At 72.1% G+C, this 17,942-nt stretch carries 11 protein-coding genes; 4 read left to right on the top strand and 7 right to left on the bottom strand.

Translation table 11 applies throughout. From position 1 onward, the window contains the following. Positions 1-5 precede the first annotated feature (5 nt). From BLW14_RS03925 to BLW14_RS03905, 5 genes are all read right to left on the bottom strand, one after another. Entirely contained in the window at positions 6-2,249 is a 2,244-nt protein-coding gene (locus BLW14_RS03925; RefSeq protein ID WP_093704335.1) for a glycosyl hydrolase family 95 catalytic domain-containing protein, read from the bottom strand. Beyond that, positions 2,246-4,222: a beta-galactosidase gene (locus tag BLW14_RS03920; RefSeq protein WP_093704333.1), complete on the bottom strand. Its 1,977-nt coding sequence runs from the start codon at positions 4,220-4,222 to the stop codon at positions 2,246-2,248. Before BLW14_RS03920 ends, BLW14_RS03925 begins: the two co-directional genes overlap by 4 nt. A 48-nt stretch (positions 4,223-4,270) precedes the next feature. Beyond that, positions 4,271-5,233: a carbohydrate ABC transporter permease gene (locus BLW14_RS03915; RefSeq protein ID WP_093704332.1), complete on the bottom strand. Its 963-nt coding sequence runs from the start codon at positions 5,231-5,233 to the stop codon at positions 4,271-4,273. Then, entirely contained in the window at positions 5,230-6,312 is a 1,083-nt protein-coding gene (locus BLW14_RS03910) for an ABC transporter permease (protein WP_093704330.1), read from the bottom strand. The genes BLW14_RS03915 and BLW14_RS03910 overlap by 4 nt, the downstream gene beginning before the upstream one ends. A gap of 100 nt (positions 6,313-6,412) precedes the next feature. Then, the gene (locus tag BLW14_RS03905) at positions 6,413-8,020 is read right to left on the bottom strand and encodes an extracellular solute-binding protein (RefSeq protein ID WP_093710640.1); all 1,608 of its coding nucleotides are present in this window, start codon (positions 8,018-8,020) and stop codon (positions 6,413-6,415) included. A gap of 522 nt (positions 8,021-8,542) precedes the next feature. Between BLW14_RS03905 and BLW14_RS03900 the strand changes: the two genes are divergently transcribed. The 4 genes from BLW14_RS03900 to BLW14_RS03885 all read left to right on the top strand — a co-directional run bounded on the left by BLW14_RS03900 (position 8,543) and on the right by BLW14_RS03885 (position 15,735). Continuing rightward, on the top strand, positions 8,543-11,407 hold the full coding sequence (locus BLW14_RS03900) for a glycoside hydrolase family 3 C-terminal domain-containing protein (RefSeq protein WP_093704328.1): 2,865 nt from the start codon (positions 8,543-8,545) through the stop codon (positions 11,405-11,407). A 58-nt stretch (positions 11,408-11,465) separates the two neighbouring features. After that, positions 11,466-13,745, top strand: coding sequence for an alpha-xylosidase (yicI, locus tag BLW14_RS03895; RefSeq protein WP_093704326.1), 2,280 nt, complete (start codon positions 11,466-11,468; stop codon positions 13,743-13,745). 159 nt (positions 13,746-13,904) lie between these two features. Then, positions 13,905-14,483 carry a TetR/AcrR family transcriptional regulator gene (locus tag BLW14_RS03890; RefSeq protein ID WP_093704324.1) on the top strand — a complete coding sequence of 193 codons (579 nt, stop codon included), beginning with the start codon at positions 13,905-13,907 and terminating at the stop codon, positions 14,481-14,483. Between the two features lie 64 nt (positions 14,484-14,547). Beyond that, positions 14,548-15,735 carry a GDSL-type esterase/lipase family protein gene (locus tag BLW14_RS03885; RefSeq protein WP_093704322.1) on the top strand — a complete coding sequence of 396 codons (1,188 nt, stop codon included), beginning with the start codon at positions 14,548-14,550 and terminating at the stop codon, positions 15,733-15,735. Positions 15,736-15,810: 75 nt separating this feature from the next. Here the strand turns inward: BLW14_RS03885 and BLW14_RS03880 are convergent, their stop codons facing one another. Together BLW14_RS03880 and BLW14_RS03875 are read right to left on the bottom strand one after the other, a co-directional pair. Then, a complete protein-coding gene (locus BLW14_RS03880; protein WP_093704320.1) occupies positions 15,811-16,644 on the bottom strand; it encodes a hypothetical protein in 834 nt (277 codons plus the stop codon). Continuing rightward, positions 16,644-17,909, bottom strand: coding sequence for a VWA domain-containing protein (locus BLW14_RS03875; RefSeq protein ID WP_177153892.1), 1,266 nt, complete (start codon positions 17,907-17,909; stop codon positions 16,644-16,646). The genes BLW14_RS03880 and BLW14_RS03875 overlap by 1 nt, the downstream gene beginning before the upstream one ends. Positions 17,910-17,942 lie beyond the last annotated feature (33 nt).

The following is a 17,942-nucleotide window of genomic DNA, read 5'->3' as shown; positions in this document are numbered from 1 at the left end:
GAGTGCTACCGCGGCCGGAGTTCCAGGACGCGGTCCACGCCGGCCGTCAGCTCCAGGGGAGCCGAGGGGGAGCCGGCGGAGGTTTCGGTGAGGGCGCTGCCGTCGCCCGTACGGACATCGACCCGGGCGTCACGCTTCGGACGCAGCAGCGCCGTCGCGGTGCCGTCGGCCGACCAGCGCAGGTCCACGGACGCGCCGAACCGCGTACGCACACCGCGCAGTTCACCGGCCGGGCACCCTGCGAGCGGCGCGGGCAGCAGGACCAGCCGGTGCGGGGTCGACTGCACCAGCGACTCGATCACGGCGGCGGGCAGGGCGTGCGCCGCGTCCGCGTTGTACACGTTGCGGGACGGGTAGTGCGCGCTCATCAGCGAGTCGTGGAAGAAGTCGCCCGCCAGCACCGCCCGGACCGCCGCCGAGGCCCGCGCACCGTCCCGCAGCCGCGCCGCGATCAGCGCGTGGTGCAGATGACCGTGCGCCGAATCGTTCTCGGCGCCCCGCAGTTCGAGGGCCCGGTGCGCGGCGGCGGCCAGCCCGGGGGTGTCGTACGGATTGATCGCGTCCAGCGGCCAGACCGGGTACAGGTGGCTGAGGTGGCGGTGGTCGTACGTCTCATCGAGGCCCGGCCACGCCCACTCGGCGAGCGCGCCGTCCTCGTTGACCCGGTACTCCGCGAGCCGGTCCGCCAGCGCCCGGCGGCGCGCGGCGGCCGGATCACCGGGGCAGCGGTCGGCCGAAGCGGTGAGCGCGTGGCGGGCCGCCGCGAGGTCCATCGTCGCGTCGACCGTGCCCCAGCTCGCGTTGGCCGGACGGTTCTCCGGCGAGTACGAGGGAACCACGGCCACCCGCCCGTCCGGGCCGGTCCGGGTGAGGAAGTCCTCGTAGAACAGGGCCGTCTCGTGCAGGGCCGCGGTCAGCCGGGGGTCCTCCGCCCCTGTCGTCTCCGCGTGCTCGACCAGCGGCTCCAGGAGCCAGTCCGCGCCCGCCGTCCACAGGTGCAGCGGGTAGGCGCGCTGGTAGTGGCGGGTGTGCCCGGACTCGCCGTCCGTGTGCGACGGGGCCACGATGCCGCGCGCGCCGAACACCGCCCGGGCGTTGTCACGCCAGTCCGCGAGCTGCCCGTACACCAGGGCGGCATGGGCCTCGGACACTTCTGGCAGCGCCGCCGCCGCGGCCGAGGCGATCTGGAGGTTGAGGTTGGCGTTGGTGGTGAACGCCCCCGACCACGCGGTGTCCCAGTCGCCCGTCCACAGCCCGGTCAGCCGCGGCGGCAGCGCTCCGGACGCGGACAGCAGGTGGTAGCGGCCCGCCGCGCACAGCCGCTCCAGCAGGGCTGGACTGTCCGGCCGCCGGACCAACTCGGAGCCCGGCAGGAGACGTTCGGCCGGGTCCGCGTCCAGGGTGAGCGCGGCCCGCTCGAACGCGGTGCGGTGCAGGGCCACATGGCGGGCGAGCAGCGTGGCGTAGTCGTCGCCCGGCAGCGCCGCGCACTCCGCCGCCAGGTCGAGGCGGCCCGTGTGCCGGCGCACCCGGGTGAGCAGCAGCAGGCTCCGGGCGCCCTCGACGCGGACGCCCTCGCCCGCGACCGAGACCCGCCCGCCCTCCGCGCGGAGCACCGTCACACCGGTGTACGCCTGGTCGCTGTCCGGGTAGCCCGCGCGCAGCGTCAGTCGGGCGCCGTCCGGGGTCAGCACCGTGCTCCGCCCGACGGCGAGACGCGGCGGGGCACCGGGCAGGGCGTGGTCCAGGGTCACGTCGGCGGCGAGCCCGGGCCCCGTGACGTACTGGACGATCACGTCGTCCGCGCGCGAGACGTGGACCCGGCTGCACCACGTCTCGCAGGCCGCCGTGATCTCACCGGTGGCGAAGTCGACCGACCGGCGGTACCCGGAGGCCGCGTCCGCCGCCGGGGCGTTCCCCGGGACCGGCCGGACCCGGGTCCGGAACGCCGGGTGGAAGGGCTGCACCCACACCAGGGGCCGGCCCGCCCCGAAACCCTCCGCCGCCCGTGTGTCCCCGGCGAGCAGGGCGCTCTGGAGCCGGTCGAGCCGGTCCGCGAGCTCGGGCGGGCGCACGTGCTCGCTGCCGTTGGGCCGCACCAGGGTGTGGTGGTTGACGACGACCCGGTCGTCCGCCGGGTCGCCGTACACCATGGCCCCGTGCCGGCCGTTGCCCGCCAGGAAGGCGTCCTCCCAGCGGGCGGCGGGACGCGGCTCCCAGGTGGAGTCGATGCCGGTGCGTCCGGTCACGGCGCGGCTCTCCGCAGCACGGCGACGCCGTACCGGCCGAGCGCGATCCGGTCCGTCACGGTCCGCCCGGTCAGCAGGTCCTCGTACGTGCCCGGGACGGCCACGGTGACCATCTCGCGGCGGTGGTGCAGCAGGAACAGCAGCTCGCCCCGGCGCACCGCCTCCACCCCTTCGGGCAGCCCGGCCAGGACCGGTTCCACACCGGCCTCCCGGACCACGTCGGCCAGGAGCGCCCGCAGCGCCGGCGGCTCCGGAAGCGTCGACACGTACACCGCGCGGCCCCGGCGCAGCACGGCGGGCAGCCCGGCCAGCTCGCCCTCGCGGTAGGTCGCCAGCACCTCGGTGTCCTCGGCGGCCTCCAGCTCCTCGGACCAGAGGGCGCCCCGGAAGCCGTCGCACTCCACGGTGGCGTCCGCTTCCAGCGGCCACCACTCGTGCAGGGTGGCGATCCCGAACAGCTCGCGCAGCCGGGCGTCCATCCCGCCCGGCCTGACCCGGTCGTCCGCGTCCGCGATGCCGCTGAAGAAGCCGCACACCAGCCGCCCGCCGCCGCGCACGTACGCCACGAGGTTGTCGACCGCGGTGTCGTCGAGGAGGTAGAGGTGCGGGACGACGACCGCCTTGAACCGGCCGAGGTCGGCGTCGGGGCGGGCGAAGTCCGTGGGCGTGCCGTTCTCCCACAGCGCCCGGTGCCAGTGCCGCACCACCTCGGTGTAGTCGAGCAGCGAGGACGGGCGGCCCTCCTGCGCGCCCGCCCACCAGGCGTCCCAGTCGTGCAGCACCGCCACCTCGGCGGCCACCCCCGTGCCGGAGACGGCCGGGCCGATCGCGGCGAGTTCGGTGCCCACCTGCCGGGTCTCGCGGAAGGCGCGGCCGTGCTCACCGGCGTGGCCGAGCATCGCCGAGTGGAACTTCTCCGCGCCCTGCCGGGACTGCCGCCACTGGAAGTAGCAGACCGCGTCGGCGCCGCGCGCCACGGACTGGAGCGACCAGAGGCGGTTCAGCCCCTCCGGCTTGGGCTGGTTGACGGGCCGCCAGTTCACCGCGCCCGCCGCCTGCTCCATCAGCATCCACGGACCGCCGGCCTGCGAGCGCGTCATGTCGGCGAGCATCGCGTTGTACTGCCCGCCCTGCGGGTCGCGCGGGTCCGGGTAGACGTCGACCGAGACGATGTCCTCCTCGGCCGACCACACCCAGGCGTCCTGGCCCGACCACAGCGGCATGAAGTTCGTCGTCACCGGGATGCGCGGGGTGTGCCGGGCGACGATGTCCCGCTCGGCGGTGAAGCACTCCAGCAGCGCGTCGGACGTGAAGCGCTTGAAGTCCAGCACCTGGGCGGGGTTGCGCATGTACTGGGCCTTGCGGGGCGGCAGGATCTCCGTCCACGCGTCGTAGCGCTGGCTCCAGAAGGCCGTGCCCCACGCCTCGTTGAGGGCGTCGAGCGTCCCGTACCGGCTCTGGAGCCAGCGGCGGAAGTGCCCGGCGGTCTCGTCGCACCAGCAGTGCGTGCAGTACTCGTTGTTGATGTGCCACACGGTGAGCGCGGGGTGCTGCGCGTATCGCGCCGCCAGGTCGTCGGTGAGCGCGGCGGCGTACCGCCGGTAGACCGGGGAGCTGGCGCAGAACTGCTGGCGCGAGCCGTACCAGACGATCGACCCGTCCTCCGCGCGCGGCAGGGTCTCCGGGTGCCGCGCCCCCATCCAGGGCGGCGGGGACGCGGTCGGGGTGGCGAGCACGACACCGATGCCGTGCGCGTGCATCAGGTCCATCAGCCGGTCGAGCCAGCCGAACTCCCTCGCACCTGGGCGTGGTTCGATCCGCGCCCAGGAGAAGACGCCGAGGGTGACGGAGTTGACACCGGCCTCCTTCATCAGCCGGACGTCGTCCTCCCACACCTCCTCGGGCCACTGTTCGGGGTTGTAGTCGCCTCCGAAGAGGATGCGGCCACGTGCTGCGTCGCGCAGGGACGGCATGGCGTCTCCCGTTCCTTACCGGTGATCTGATCTGCGTACGGGTGCGGGTCAGCCCTTCACGGCGCCGGTGAGCATGCCCTTCTGGAAGTGCTTCTGGACGAACGGGGACAGCACCGCGACCGGGATCAGCGCGAGGATCATGACGGCCATCTGCACGGCGAGGCTGTTGATCTGCCCGTTGCTGACGGCCGCGCCCATCGCACCCGGCGGCACCTGGTGCTGGAGGACCAGCTGGCGGAGGATCATCTGAAGCGGGTACTTGTCGCTGTCCTGGATGTAGAGCATCGCGTTGAACCACTGGCTCCAGTAGCCGACCGCGTAGAACAGCGAGATCACCGCGATCACCGCACGCGACAGCGGCATGATGATCTGGAGCAGGATGCGCCACTCGCCCGCCCCGTCAATGCGGGCCGCGTCGATGAGTTCGGGCGCGGTGTCCATGAAGAAGCCGCGCAGCACCAGCACGTTGAAGACGCTGATCGCGCTCGGCAGGATCATCGACCAGTAGCTGTCGCTCAGCCCGATGCCGGTGACCAGCAGATACGTCGGGATGAGGCCGGCGCCGAAGAACATGGTCGCCATCAGCGTCATCAGCAGCGGGCGGTGCGCGTACGAGTCGCGGCGGCTGAGCCCGTACGCGCAGAGGATCGAGACGACCATGCTGACGGCCGTACCGACCACGGTGAGGCCGACACTGACGGCGGCCGCGCGGGTCACCGCGCCCCCGCTCAGCAGCTCCTTGTACGCCACGAACGTGATGTGCTTCGGCCAGACGACCAGGCCGCCCGCGTCGTTGATGGTCTTCGTGTCGGACAGGCTGGTCACCAGAACGACCCAGATCGGGACGATGACGACCGCGCAGATCGCTATGAGTCCGAAGCCCTTGAAGGCGAGACCCGCCCTGGTCGGCTCCTCCTCCCACACCGGGCGCGGCTCGATCCGCAGGGCGCGCTGGAGGCGTGTCTCGGTGGGGGGCGCCGGCTCCGCCCGCTGGTCCAGGAGAGTTGTCATTTCTTGGAGTACACCCCCTGCTCGCCCAGCATGTGGGCGACCTTGTTGGCACCCAGCACCATGGCGACGCTGAACAGCCCCTTGAAGATGCCGGCCGCGGCCGCGTAGCCGAAGTCGCCGGTCTTGATGCCCGTCCACCAGATGTAGGTGTCCAGGATTTCCGAGGCCCCCGCGCCGACCTGGTCGCGCTGGAGCAGGATCTGCTCGAAGTCGAGGTTGAGCGCGCTGCCCACCCGCAGGACGAGCAGCAGGGCGATGACCGGGCGCAGCGCGGGCAGCGTGACGTGCCACATGCGGCGCCAGCGGCCGGCCCCGTCGACGGCGGCGGCCTCGTACAGGTCGGTGTTGACGGCGGCGAGCGCGGCCAGGAAGACGATGACACCCCAGCCGGCGTCCTTCCATACGGCCTGCGCGCTGACCAGGAACTTGAAGAAGCCCGGGTCGGTCATCAGGTCGAAGCCCTCGTGGCCGTGCTCGCGCAGCCACTGGGCGACCAGTCCGGCGCCGCCGAACATCTGCTGGAAGACGGTGACGACGAGCACCCAGGAGAAGAAGTGCGGCAGGTAGACGACCGCCTGCACCCAGGCCCTGACCCGCGCGCTCATGATCGTGTTGAGCAGGAGAGCGATGGCGATCGGGATCGGGAAGAACAGGACCAGCTGGGTCACGAAGATGACCAGCGTGTTCACGAGGACTTCCCAGAACCGGTAGTCCTCGAAGATCCGGGTGAAGTTGTCGAACCCGACGAACGGGCTGCCCGTGATGCCCAGGTCGTAGACGTCGTAGTCCTGGAAGGCCACGATGTTCCCGAGCAGCGGGATGTAGTTGAAGATCAGCAGCAGCGCGATGGCCGGCATCGTCATCAGGATCAGGGTGCGGTCGCGCCGCAGCCGCTGACGCCAGGTGATCCCGCCCTGTTCCCTCCGGGGGCCGGGAACGCCCCGCGCTCGCGACCTGCCCGCCCGGACGCTTCTCGTCTCCGCGCCGTCGCCGTCCCCGGCGCCGCTCCCGCCGGCCGGGGCGCTCGCCCCGTCGGCGGTGCGGTCCGGGGCGGCCGCGACCGTGGCCCGTGACTTCACCGTGTGCTCCCCATGTCGTGCTCCTGACCCCGGCCGCCGGACTGCGTGTGCCCGGCGGCCCTTTCCCTGTCGTGCGTACGCGCGGTGCGCGGCGTACGCGTCAGTTGCCGGAGCCGTTCTTGTCGAGAATGTCCTGGTACCAGTCGCGCAGCTTGTCGCCGCCGCTCTTCTTCCAGGTGTTCACCGCGTCGTCGACGTCGCTGACCTTCTTGCGGCCGCGGCGGATGTCCTTCTGGAGGTCGTCGAACGGCGTGTAAAGGGAGGCGTAGCGCTGCGGCTCGACGACCTGCATGCCGAAGAAGAGGGGCTTCTTGATGTTCGGCGCCTGGCGGGCCATCCAGCCGGCGTAGTCCTTGGCCAGCTGCGGCTGGTCCGGGTAGGCGATGGAAGTGGGCGGCGAGGCGACGAACAGGAACGTGGAGGGCTGGGCCTCCTCGACACCCTGCGGGGTGTACGTGGGGGAGCCGTCCTTGATCGTGTAGTGGGTGCCCTTGACGCCGTAGTTGGTGAGCATGAACTCCTCGGTGCCGAATGGCGCCGCCGCGTAGTCGGCTATCGCGAGGAACTCCTCGATCTTCTCCTTGGACAGCTTCTTGCTGAGGAAGGTGAAGATGCCCGCCGGGTCGTCCTGCCACAGCAGCGGCTTGCCGCCGTCGTGGCTGAAGAAGTCCAGCGCCTGCATGTCGAACTTCGGGTTGGCGGAGGCCTGTTCGGTGACCATGCCCTTCCAGCCGCCGGTGCCGTCGTTGTACATGACGACGTGGCCGCTGGTGAAGCGGATCTTGGAATCGGCGTCCTTGTTGGCCTCGGCGTCCGGGTGGACGTACCCGCCGTCGTGGAGCTTGCGGGCGAAGGCCAGCGCCTCCCGGTACTCCTTCGTCTCGATCTTGTGGACCAGCTTCCCGTCCTCCAGCTGCCAGTAGTGCGGCGCGTCCGGGAGCAGACCGAAGATCTTCTGGATGCAGGTCCACAGGTCGTCGAAGGCCCACACCTTCTTCTTGGGGGCCGTGTACTCCTTGCCGAAGGCCAGCAGGTCGTCCGCGCTCGCCGGGACGGCGCCGGAGCCGATCAGGTCCTTGCGGTAGAAGATCGCGTTGCCGATGATCGGCGTCGGCATCGGCAGGCCGCGCAGCTTGCCGCCGAAGACCGAGTACTGCCAGGCGCCGGTCGGGATGTTGGCCAGGTTGGGGTACTTCTTGACGGCGTCGCCCGCCAGATACGGGGAGAGGTCGGCGAACTTGGCGGTGATGGCGTTGCGGATCTGCCCCTGCATGTTCCAGCCGGGGATCGTCATGACGTCCGGGATGTCCGAGCCGGCGAGGACCGCGCCGATCTTGTCCTGGTAGGTGTTGCCGTCCTGCGGGTCGAAGTTCAGCTTCGCGCCGACCGCCTTGTTCACGGCCGTGTAGTACGGGTTGTTCTTCTTCGGGACCGTTCCCCACAGCGGGGTCATCACCCGGAACTCCGAGCCCTTGCCCGGGACGGACTTGACCGAGACCACCAGCGGGTCCGGCAGCTTGGTGAAGCCGGGGCTCGAACCGTTGACGCCGGGAACATCGGGCTGTACCAGGTTCAGCGGGGCGTAGCTCGGTACGACCTTCTTCAGGGCCTTGCCCGTGGTCGTGCCCTCCTTGCTCCCGGCACCGGAGCCGGAACCGCCGCACGCGGCGAGCAGCGGCACCCCGCCGGCCACGGCGACGGCAGCCACCGCGCCGGTGGCGAGGAAGCTTCTCCGGCTCGGGGCCGTGGCGGAGGGGGAGGAATTCGGCGTCATTGCGTCAACCCTTCGAGGCGCACCAGGACGACACGCGGCGGGGCGACCGCCGTTCGGTTCCTGTGTCTGAGGTGGAGCGTTGCTGGCTGAGCCGGTGTCACCGGCCCCAGGTGAAGCGGTTCAACAGGGAAGCGGCTGCACGTGTCGCCGTCCCGGTAAATCCAGGGCGCCGGGCGCCCCATCGAAGCTCCGTCGAAGCGCTTCGATGTTGCAGCGAGGTTAAGTGAAGGGTCTGTGTGACACAAGAGTTCGTTGCGGGATTCCTCCGACGCGTTTCCGAACCGTTTCCTGAGGAGCTCGGCGTGTCCCGGACGTACGGTTCGGCCACCGCCCCTTGACACGCGCCGGGTTGGCCGTTGAGCATCGAAGCGCTTCGAAAGATCGTCCGAGGTCCCTCGGGGCCCGCACGATGCGCCGGCACCGCCAGACCTCCCACCTTTGAAGAAGGACCCGCACGTGACGGAACACCCGCAGCCTTTCCGCGACTCGCGGCTGCCCTTCGCCAAGCGCGTCGACGATCTGCTCCAGCGGCTCACGCCGGACGAGCGCGTCGCGATGCTGCACCAGTTCGCACCGGCGGTCGACCGGCTCGGGCTCGCCGCCTTCCGCACCGGCCAGGAGGCCCTGCACGGCGTCGCCTGGATGGGACGGGCCACCGTCTTCCCGCAGGCCGTCGGACTCGGCGCCACCTGGAACGACGACCTGGTCCGCCGGATCGGCGAGGCCGTCGGCGACGAGGTCCGCGCCAAGCGCGCGCAGGACGACCGCGTCGGGCTCAACGTCTGGGCCCCCACCGTCAACCTGCTGCGCCACCCGCTGTGGGGGCGCGGCGAGGAGGGGTACTCCGAGGACGCCGGGCTCACATCCGCCATCGCGGTCGCCTACACCCGCGGCCTGCGCGGCGACCACCCGCACTACTGGCGCACCGCCCCGGTCCTCAAGCACTGGCTCGCCCACAACAACGAGACCGACCGAGACACCTCGTCCTCCTCGGTCCGCCCGAGGGTGCTCCACGAATACGACCTCCGGGCCTTCCGCGACGCCGTCCGCGCGGGCGCGGTCGCCGGGGTGATGCCGGCGTACAACCTGGTCAACGGCCGCCCCAACCATGTCTCGCCACTGCTCTCCCGGCATCTGCGGAGCTGGACCGAACAGCCCCTGGCCGTCTGCTCCGACGCGGGCGCGCCCACCAACCTGGTCGACTCCGAGCACTACTTCGACACCCACGAGGAGGCGACCGCCGCCGCCCTGCGCGCCGGCGTCGACAGCTTCACCGACCACGGCCAGGACTCCTCCGTCATGACCGGCCGCATCCGGCGGGCCCTGGAACGCGGACTGCTCGACGACCACGACATCGACACCGCGGTCCGCCGTCTGCTCCACATGCGCTTCGCCCTCGGCGAGTTCGACCCGGACCTCGACCCGTACGCCGACACCACCGCCCTCGACACCGAGGAGCACCGGGCGCTCGCCCTGGAGGCCGCCGAGCAGGCGGTCGTGCTCCTCAAGAACGACGGGACGCTCCCGCTCGACCCCGCCGCCGGCCGGACCGTCGCCGTCGTCGGACTCCTGGCGGACGCCTGCAAGCTCGACTGGTACAGCGGCACCCTGATCCACCGCGCCACCCCGCTCGACGGACTGCGCGAGCGCTTCGGCGCCGACCGGGTGATCCACGCCGAGGGCGCCGACCTGGTCCGCGTCAGGTGCGCGGACGGCTGGCTGCACATCCCCCGGGCGGACCCGGCCGGGGACGCGGCGGGCGGGACGGAGGGGGCACTCGATCCGGCACTCCTCGCCGGCCGCACCGACCTGCCCCCGCTGACCTGCTCCGACACCCCGTCCGAGCTGGCCCTCGTGGACTGGGGCGGCGGCGTGATCACCCTGCGGGAGCCGGACGGCCGCTATCTGTCCGTCGCCGAGGACGGCTTCGTACGCGCCTCCGCGGACGAGCCGGGCGGCTGGATCGTCCAGGAGACCTTCCGGTGGGAGGCGGTGGAAGGTCACGCCGGCGGTCACCGCCTTCTGCACATCGGAACGGGTGGGTATGTCTCAGTCGCCGCCGACGGCGTAAAGGTTGCCGCCCCGGAGGAGGGAAATTCCGCGGCCACCGCGACCGTCTTCCGGACCGAGGTCACCGAGCGCGGCGAGGACGCCGTCGCCCGCGCCGCCGCTGCCGCCGACACCGTGATCGTGGTCGTCGGCAACGACCCGCACATCAACGGCCGCGAGACCGAGGACCGCGCCACCCTGGACCTGCCCGCCCAGCAGGAACGCCTCTGGCGCGCCGCCCACGCCGCCAACCCGCGCACGGTCCTCGCGGTCACCTCCGCCTACCCGTACGCCCTGGCCGACGCCGCCGCCGCACTGCCCGCGCTGCTGTGGACCGCGCACGGCGGCCAGGCGGCGGGCGCCGCACTCGCCCGCGTCCTCGCCGGCGACGTCTCCCCGGCCGGCCGGCTCCCGCAGACCTGGTACGCCTCCGACGCGGAGCTGCCCGGCCTGCTCGACTACGACATCATCGGCTCCCGGCAGACCTACCTGTACTACGAGGGCACCCCGCTCTATCCGTTCGGCCACGGGCTCACGTACAGCGACTTCACCTACAGCGACCTGGAAGCCGTACGCGAGGGCGACCTGCTGCACGTCTCGCTGAACGTCACCAACACCGGCGCCGTCGCCTCCGACGAGGTCGCCCAGCTGTACGTACGGGCCGTGGCCCCGTCCGTCACCCGGCCGCTGCGCCAACTGGCCGGCCACCGCAGGCTGCACCTGGCTCCCGGCGCGGCCGAGCGCCTCGCGTTCACCGTGCCGGTCGAGGAGCTCGGTCACTGGGACGTGGCGCACGGCCGCTGGACCGTCGAGCCCGGCGCGTACGAGATCCAGGCGGGCGCCTCCAGCACGGACATCCGGACCGTCACGGTCGTCACCGTCGACGGCGAACCGGCCGGGCCGCGCCCGCTCCTCGCCCGCGGTCTGGAGGCCGCCGACTACGACGAGCAGCTGGGCACCGAGATCGTCGACCGGGCGAAGACGGACGGCGACGCGGTCACCGCCACCGACGAGACCAACGAACTCCTCTACCGGCGCTGCGACTTCGGCGCAGGTACGAGCGGCGTCGAGGTCTCCGCCTCGGGGGAGGGGGCCGTCCTGATCACCGTCGACGGCACCACCGTCACCGTCCCGGTGCCCGCCACCGGCGGTCCGTACGACTACCGCTCGCTCCCGGCCGGGCTGACCGCCTCCGGTGTGCGCGACCTGCGGATCAGCCTGCGCGGCACGGTCCGGCTGGCCCGGCTCGGCCTCACCGGGGCCGGCGAGTGAACCGCACCGCCGCGCGTCCCCCCGTCCCCCCTCCGGCTGCCCCCGGCAAGGAGTCCGCATGAAGTTCACCGACGGCTTCTGGCTCATGCGTGAGGGCGTACGCGCCTCCTACGCGACCGAGATCCGCGATCTGCGCGTCAGCGCCGACCAGTTCACCGCGTACGCCGCGGTCAAACGGGTGGCCGCGCGCGGCGACACCCTCAACACCCCCCTCATCACGGTGGACTGCTTCTCCCCGGCCGAGGGGATCATCGGCGTCCGCACCACGCACCACGCCGGAAAGGCCCGACGGGGCCCGGACTTCGCCTTCCCCGGGCTCGACCCGGCCGCCTCCGGGGCCCGCACCCGGCAGGACGGCGGCGTCACCGAACTCACCAGCGGTCCGCTGACGTTGCGCATGGAAGGCGAGGGCCCCTGGGGCATCACCTTCCTCGACGCCGACGGGCACCGCCTCACCGGCGTCGACACCAAGGGCACCGCCTTCGCCACCGCCCCCGACGGTGCCCACCACATGGTCACCCAACTCGCCCTGGCCGTCGGCGAGAACATCTACGGCCTCGGCGAGCGCTTCACGCCGTACGTCAAGAACGGCCAGAGCGTGGACATCTGGCAGGCGGACGGCGGCACCAGCAGCGAACTCGCTTACAAGAACATCCCGTTCTACCTCTCCTCGCGCGGCTACGGCGTCTTCGTCAACCACCCGGGCAAGGTCTCCTTCGAGGTCGGCTCGGAGTCGGTCGGGCAGGTGCAGTTCAGCGTCGAGGACCAGTCGCTGGAGTTCTACATCGTCGCCGGCCCGACGCCCAAGGATGTGCTGGCCCGCTACACCGCGCTCACCGGCCGCCCCGCGCTCCCGCCGGCCTGGTCGTTCGGCCTGTGGCTGACGACGTCCTTCTGCACCTCGTACGACGAGGCGACGGTCACCTCGTTCGTCGACGGCATGGCGGAACGCGACATCCCGCTCTCCGTCTTCCACTTCGACTGCTTCTGGATGCGCGAGTACCAGTGGTCGGACTTCCTGTGGGACCCGGACGTCTTCCCGGACCCGGAGGGCATGCTCGCCCGGCTCAAGGAACGCGGGCTGCGCATCAGCATGTGGATCAACCCGTACATCGCCCAGAAGTCCGCCCTGTTCGCGGAGGGCGCCGAACTCGGCCACCTGGTCCGCCGCCCCAACGGGGACGTCTGGCAGTGGGACCTGTGGCAGCCCGGCATGGCCCTCGTCGACTTCACCAGCCCCGCCGCCCGCGAGTGGTACACCGCCAAACTCCGCGTGCTGCTCGACCAGGGCGTCGACTGCTTCAAGACCGACTTCGGCGAGCGCATCCCCACCGACGTCGTCTGGCACGACGGCTCGGACCCCGAGCGGATGCACAACTACTACGCGCAGATATACAACCGGACCGTCTTCGAGCTCCTGGAGAAGGAGCGCGGCCACGGCGAGGCGGTCCTCTTCGCCCGCTCGGCCACGGCCGGCGGCCAGCAGTTCCCGGTGCACTGGGGCGGCGACTGCTTCGCCTCCTTCACCGCGATGGCCGAGTCCCTGCGCGGCGGCCTGTCCCTCTCGCTCTCCGGGTTCGGCTTCTGGAGCCACGACATCGGCGGCTTCGAGGGCACCCCGGACCCGGCCGTCTTCAAGCGGTGGCTCGCCTTCGGGCTGCTCTCCTCGCACAGCCGGCTGCACGGCAACGTGTCGTACCGGGTGCCGTGGGAGTTCGGCGAGGAAGCGGTGGACGTCGCCCGGAAGTTCACCCTGCTCAAGCACCGGCTCATGCCGTACCTGTACGGTGCCGCCGCCACCGCCCACCGCACGGGCGTCCCGATGATGCGGCCCATGCTCCTCGAATTCCCGGACGACCCGACCACCCGCATGCTGGACCGGCAGTACATGCTCGGCCCCGATCTGCTGGTCGCCCCGGTCTTCACGGAGGACGGGCAGGTCGAGTACTACGTCCCCGAGGGCACCTGGACCCACCTGCTCACCGGCGAGACGGTCACCGGCCCCGCCTGGCGCCACGAGACCCACGGCTTCGACAGCCTGCCGGTCCTCGTCCGCCCCGGCGCGGTCCTGCCCTGGGGCGGCGACGACCGGCGCCCGGACGGCGACTGGCTGGACGGCCTCACGCTGCGGGTGTTCGGCGGGGGTCCCGAGGGGGACGGTGCGACCGTCACCGTGCCCGACCACGCCGGAGCCGCGGCCGCCACCTTCCGGGTGGCGCGCGACGGCGACACCCTGACGGTCACCTCCGAGCGCATCGACCGCCCGTACCGCGTGGTCGACGAGGCGACGGGGACGACGGGGGAGGGGACGGGCGCGGTGACGGTACGCGGCGCCTGACCGGTCGAGCGGAGGCGGGGCGGCACGAGGGGTCCGTGCCGCCCCGCCTCCGCGCTTGCCCGCCGCCTGCGTCCGGTCGCTGGATTCCTTGAGGCATTCAGAATTTGCCTAAACCTATTAGGCAGCGCATGATGGGTTGTCATCGACGAGGAGGCGACCATGGTGCGTGCGGGCCTGACCGCAGAACGCCTGACCCGGGCCGGCGCGGAGCTGGCCGACGAGGTCGGCTTCGAGCAGGTGACCGTGTCGGCGCTGGCGCGGCGCTTCGACGTCAAGGTCGCGAGCCTCTACTCGCACCTCAAGAACTCCCACGATCTGAAGACCCGGATCGCCCTGCTCGCCCTGGAGGAGATGGCCGACCGGGGCGCCGCCGCGCTCGCGGGCCGGGCGGGCCGGGACGCGCTGAGCGCCTTCGCCGACGTGTACCGGGACTACGCCCGCGAGCACCCCGGCCGCTACGCGGCGGCCCAGCTGAAGCTGGACCCCGGAGCGGCGGCCGCCAGTGCCGGCCGGCGCCACTCGCGGATGACCCGGGCCATCCTGCGCGGCTACGACCTGGACGAGCCGGACCAGACCCACGCGGTGCGGCTGCTCGGCAGCGTGTTCCACGGGTTCGTCAGCCTGGAGGCCCAGGGCGGGTTCAGCCACAGCGCCCCCGACTCGCAGGAGTCCTGGGACCGGTCCCTGGACGCCTTGGACGCCCTCCTCCGCAACTGGCCGGCGCCCCGGCCCTCGTAATCCGGACCCCGGCCCTCGTAACCCGGACCCCGGCCCTCGTATCCCCGCGACCCCAGGTGGAGCCATGAGTACCGACACGCCCGCACCCCTCCCGTGCACCACGCCCGTCACCACCGACCTGCTGCGCGGCGCGCTCGACGTGGAGCGCACCGACGTCGGGCTGCTCCCGCACCGCCTGCCCGCCGAGGCGCGCGCCCAGGCGCCGGACGGGCAGATCGCGCTGGCCGAGGCCCAGCCCTCCGGCGTGCGGCTGGCCCTCCGGACCCGGGCCACCGTCGTCGAACTGGAGGCGCGGCGCACCCGCACCGCCTACGAGGGCGTCCCGCCGAGGCCCGACGGGCTGTACGACCTGCTGGTGGACGGTGTCCTCGCGGGGCAGGGCTCCGCGAGCGGGGGGAACGTCCTCAATGTCGACATGTCCACCGGCTCGACGGAGTTCCGCTCGGGGCCGGTCGGGACCGTGCGGTTCGACGGCCTCCCCGCCCGCGAGAAGGACGTGGAGATCTGGCTGCCGTACAACGAGCGCACCGAACTCGTCGCCCTGCGCACCGACGAGCCCGTCGCACCGGCCCCGGACACGGGCCGCAAGGTGTGGCTGCACCACGGGAGTTCGATCAGCCACGGCTCCGACGCCGCGAGCCCGACGGCCACCTGGCCCGCGCGTGCCGCCCTGCTCGGCGGCGTCGAGCTGGTCAACCTGGGGCTCGGCGGCAGCGCCCTGCTCGACCCCTTCATGGCCCGCGCGATGCGGGACACGCCCGCGGACCTGATCAGCGTCAAGATCGGCATCAACCTCGTCAACGCCGACGTGATGCGACTGCGCGCCTTCGCCCCGGCGGTGCACGGCTTCCTCGACACCCTCCGCGAAGGCCACCCGGACGCCCCGCTCCTGGTGATCTCGCCCGTCCTGTGCCCCATCCACGAGGACACCCCCGGACCCAGCATCCCCGACTTCAGCCGCCTCGGTGAGGGGAAGGTGCGCTTCGCGGCGGTGGGCGACCCCGACGAGCGAGCCGCCGGCAAGCTGACCCTCCGCGTCATCCGCGACGAACTGGTCCGCCTGGTGGAGGAGCGTTCCGCCGACGACCCGCACCTGCACTACCTGGACGGCCGCGAACTCTACGGCGAGGCGGACACCGAGGAACTCCCGCTCCCCGACGCCCTCCACCCGGACGCCGCCACCCACCTCCGCATGGGCGACCGTTTCGCGGAGCTGGCCTTCGGGGAGGACGGGGTGTTCGGGGGCGCGTGATGCCCGGCAGTGCGGCCCGTAAACGCCGCCGGACCGGCCCCCGAAGTGCGGGCCGGTCCGGCGGTGGGTCCTGCGTCAGACGCCCGGCGGCACGTGGGTCGGGCGGCCCCGGCCCCTGGTCACGGAGTAGCCGAAGACGCCGGCCAGCGCGGCGAGCACGCCGCCTCCGGCCGTCCACAGCCAGCGGCTCGTCCACCAGCCCGAGGACCAGCCGTCCTCCGGCTCACCGGCGAGCGCGACCGGCTCGGCGGAGGCGTTGGTGCCGTCGTCCGAGGCCTGCTCGGCCGTCGAGACACCGGGGATCAGGGGCTTCGACAGGCTGCCGTCCACGTCGGCGGACCCGCCCTGGTCCTTGGAGTTGACCTCGACCTCGGTGTGCACCGGGAGCCCGAGGTCGGCCTGGGCGAGACCGACGACCGTGAGGCGGACGTAGTAGCTGCCCGGCAGCGGGTCGTTGGCCCACTGCTCGGCGTTGGCTCGCACGGTGCGCAGCACACAGGTCAGCTCGACCGTCGCGGCGTCGGCCGCGGCGGTGCCGGTCTGCTTGCCGTACATGCAGGCCTGGCGGCGGCGCAGCCCGTCGTACACGTCGACCTGCCAGGTCTGCGCCCCGTGCCGGGCGGCGCTCTCCGGCAGGGTGACCTTCGCCGTCACCGTGGCACGCTGCCCGGCGTCGGCCGGGAAGACCCAGTACAGGTAGTCGCCGGTGGAGGCCCCGGCGGTGGCGGTCTCGCCCTGCTGGATCGCCGTGGCGGTGCGGAAGGTGGTGCCCGCCTCCGTGGGGCCCGAGCCGTCACCGGAGGCGCTCGGGCTCGGCGACGCGTCGTCGGCCGCGGCGGCCGACGCACCGGTCAGCAGGGCCAGGCCGGTCAGCAGCGCGCCCGCGAGCACGCGTCTCGTACGGGACATCAGTTGGTCCTCCAGACAGCGACGCGCCAGCGCGAGATCCAGCCGAAGAGCAGGCCCACGATCAGTCCGGTCAGAGTGAGCAGGCCCAGCAGCCACCAGCCGTGGCCGAGGCCGAACGCGGCGACGTCCGCCGCCTCGTCGGGGCCGTCCACCAGGTCGATGGTCAGCTCGATCGGCATGCCGGGGGAGGTCTTCACCGAGGCCGGGGCCGAGAACGAGTTGCTGACCTGGAGGCAGACGGTCTCCGGCGTCGACTCGTCGTCGTCCAGTTCGGCCTTCGGGTAGCGCAGCCCGGACGAGATGGCGTCGGTGCGCCCGGTCCCGGACTCGGAGCCCCGGACGATCTCGCGCCCGTGCGTGGTCACCGCGCGCAGCAGCATCCCGTAGTCGTTGTTGACGGCGCGGTCGGCGAACACGCTGACGGACGCGCGCAGTTCCTGACCCGGCTGCACGGCGACCTTGTACCAGCGGTGCTCGGCGAACTTCTCGCGGTCGGTGTAGAGACCGGGCTTCAGCTCAGGGGCGTCCGCGCAGCTGTCGGCGCCCTCGGTGGCGACCGGGGTGACGACGGGCTCGGCGGCCCGGTCCACCAACTGCTTGACGCGGCCGGAGAGTTCGTCGGTGTGCTGGACGGCGGTGTAGGTGCCGCCCGTCGCCTCGGCGATGCAGGTCAGCTGCTGGCGGATCTTGGCGTTCGGCACCAGGCCCAGCGTGTCGATGACCAGGTGGATGCCGCGCGCCGCGATGTCGCGGGCGACCTCGCACGGGTCGAGCGGGCCGCAGGTGTCCTCGCCGTCGCTGATGAGCACGATCCGGCGGGTGGAGTCGCCGCCCTCCAGGTCGTCGGCGGCGCCGAGCAGCGCGGGCCCGATCGGGGTCCAGCCGGTGGGGGCGAGCGTGGCGACGGCGGTCTTCGCCTCGGTGCGGTCCAGCGGGCCGACCGGGTACAGCTGCTTGGTGTCCTTGCAGCCCACCTTGCGGTCGTCGCCCGGGTAGTCGGCGCCGAGGGTGCGGATGCCGAGCTGCACCTGCTCCGGCACCGCGTCCAGGACCTCGTTGAACGCCTGCTTCGCCGCGCTCATCCGGGACTGGCCGTCGATGTCGCGGGTCCGCATGGAACCGCTGACGTCGAGGACCAGCTCGACCTTGGGGGAGGCTTTGGTGGGGGTTTCATCGGCCGATGCGGGGAGCGCCGAGCCGAGCCCGGCGGTCAGGGTGGCGAGCAGGATGCCCACCCCGACCGTCAGCCTTCTTCTTATGATCATCGCCGGATAGTAGTGAACATCAGTTCGCTATCC

The organism is Streptomyces sp. 2131.1 (assembly GCF_900105515.1).
Lineage (GTDB): Bacteria > Actinomycetota > Actinomycetes > Streptomycetales > Streptomycetaceae > Streptomyces > Streptomyces drozdowiczii.
Note: the sequence above shows the minus strand (reverse complement) of the source record. Positions and strands in the feature narration are given on the sequence as shown.

Coding starts and splice junctions, on each gene's coding strand:
- BLW14_RS03920 (WP_093704333.1), bottom strand. CDS start 4,222: ATGCCGTCCCTGCGCGACGCAGCACGTGGCCGCATCCTCTTCGGAGGC.
- BLW14_RS03915 (WP_093704332.1), bottom strand. CDS start 5,233: ATGACAACTCTCCTGGACCAGCGGGCGGAGCCGGCGCCCCCCACCGAG.
- yicI (WP_093704326.1), top strand. CDS start 11,466: ATGAAGTTCACCGACGGCTTCTGGCTCATGCGTGAGGGCGTACGCGCC.
- BLW14_RS03890 (WP_093704324.1), top strand. CDS start 13,905: ATGGTGCGTGCGGGCCTGACCGCAGAACGCCTGACCCGGGCCGGCGCG.
- BLW14_RS03885 (WP_093704322.1), top strand. CDS start 14,548: ATGAGTACCGACACGCCCGCACCCCTCCCGTGCACCACGCCCGTCACC.
- BLW14_RS03880 (WP_093704320.1), bottom strand. CDS start 16,644: ATGTCCCGTACGAGACGCGTGCTCGCGGGCGCGCTGCTGACCGGCCTG.
- BLW14_RS03875 (WP_177153892.1), bottom strand. CDS start 17,909: ATGATCATAAGAAGAAGGCTGACGGTCGGGGTGGGCATCCTGCTCGCC.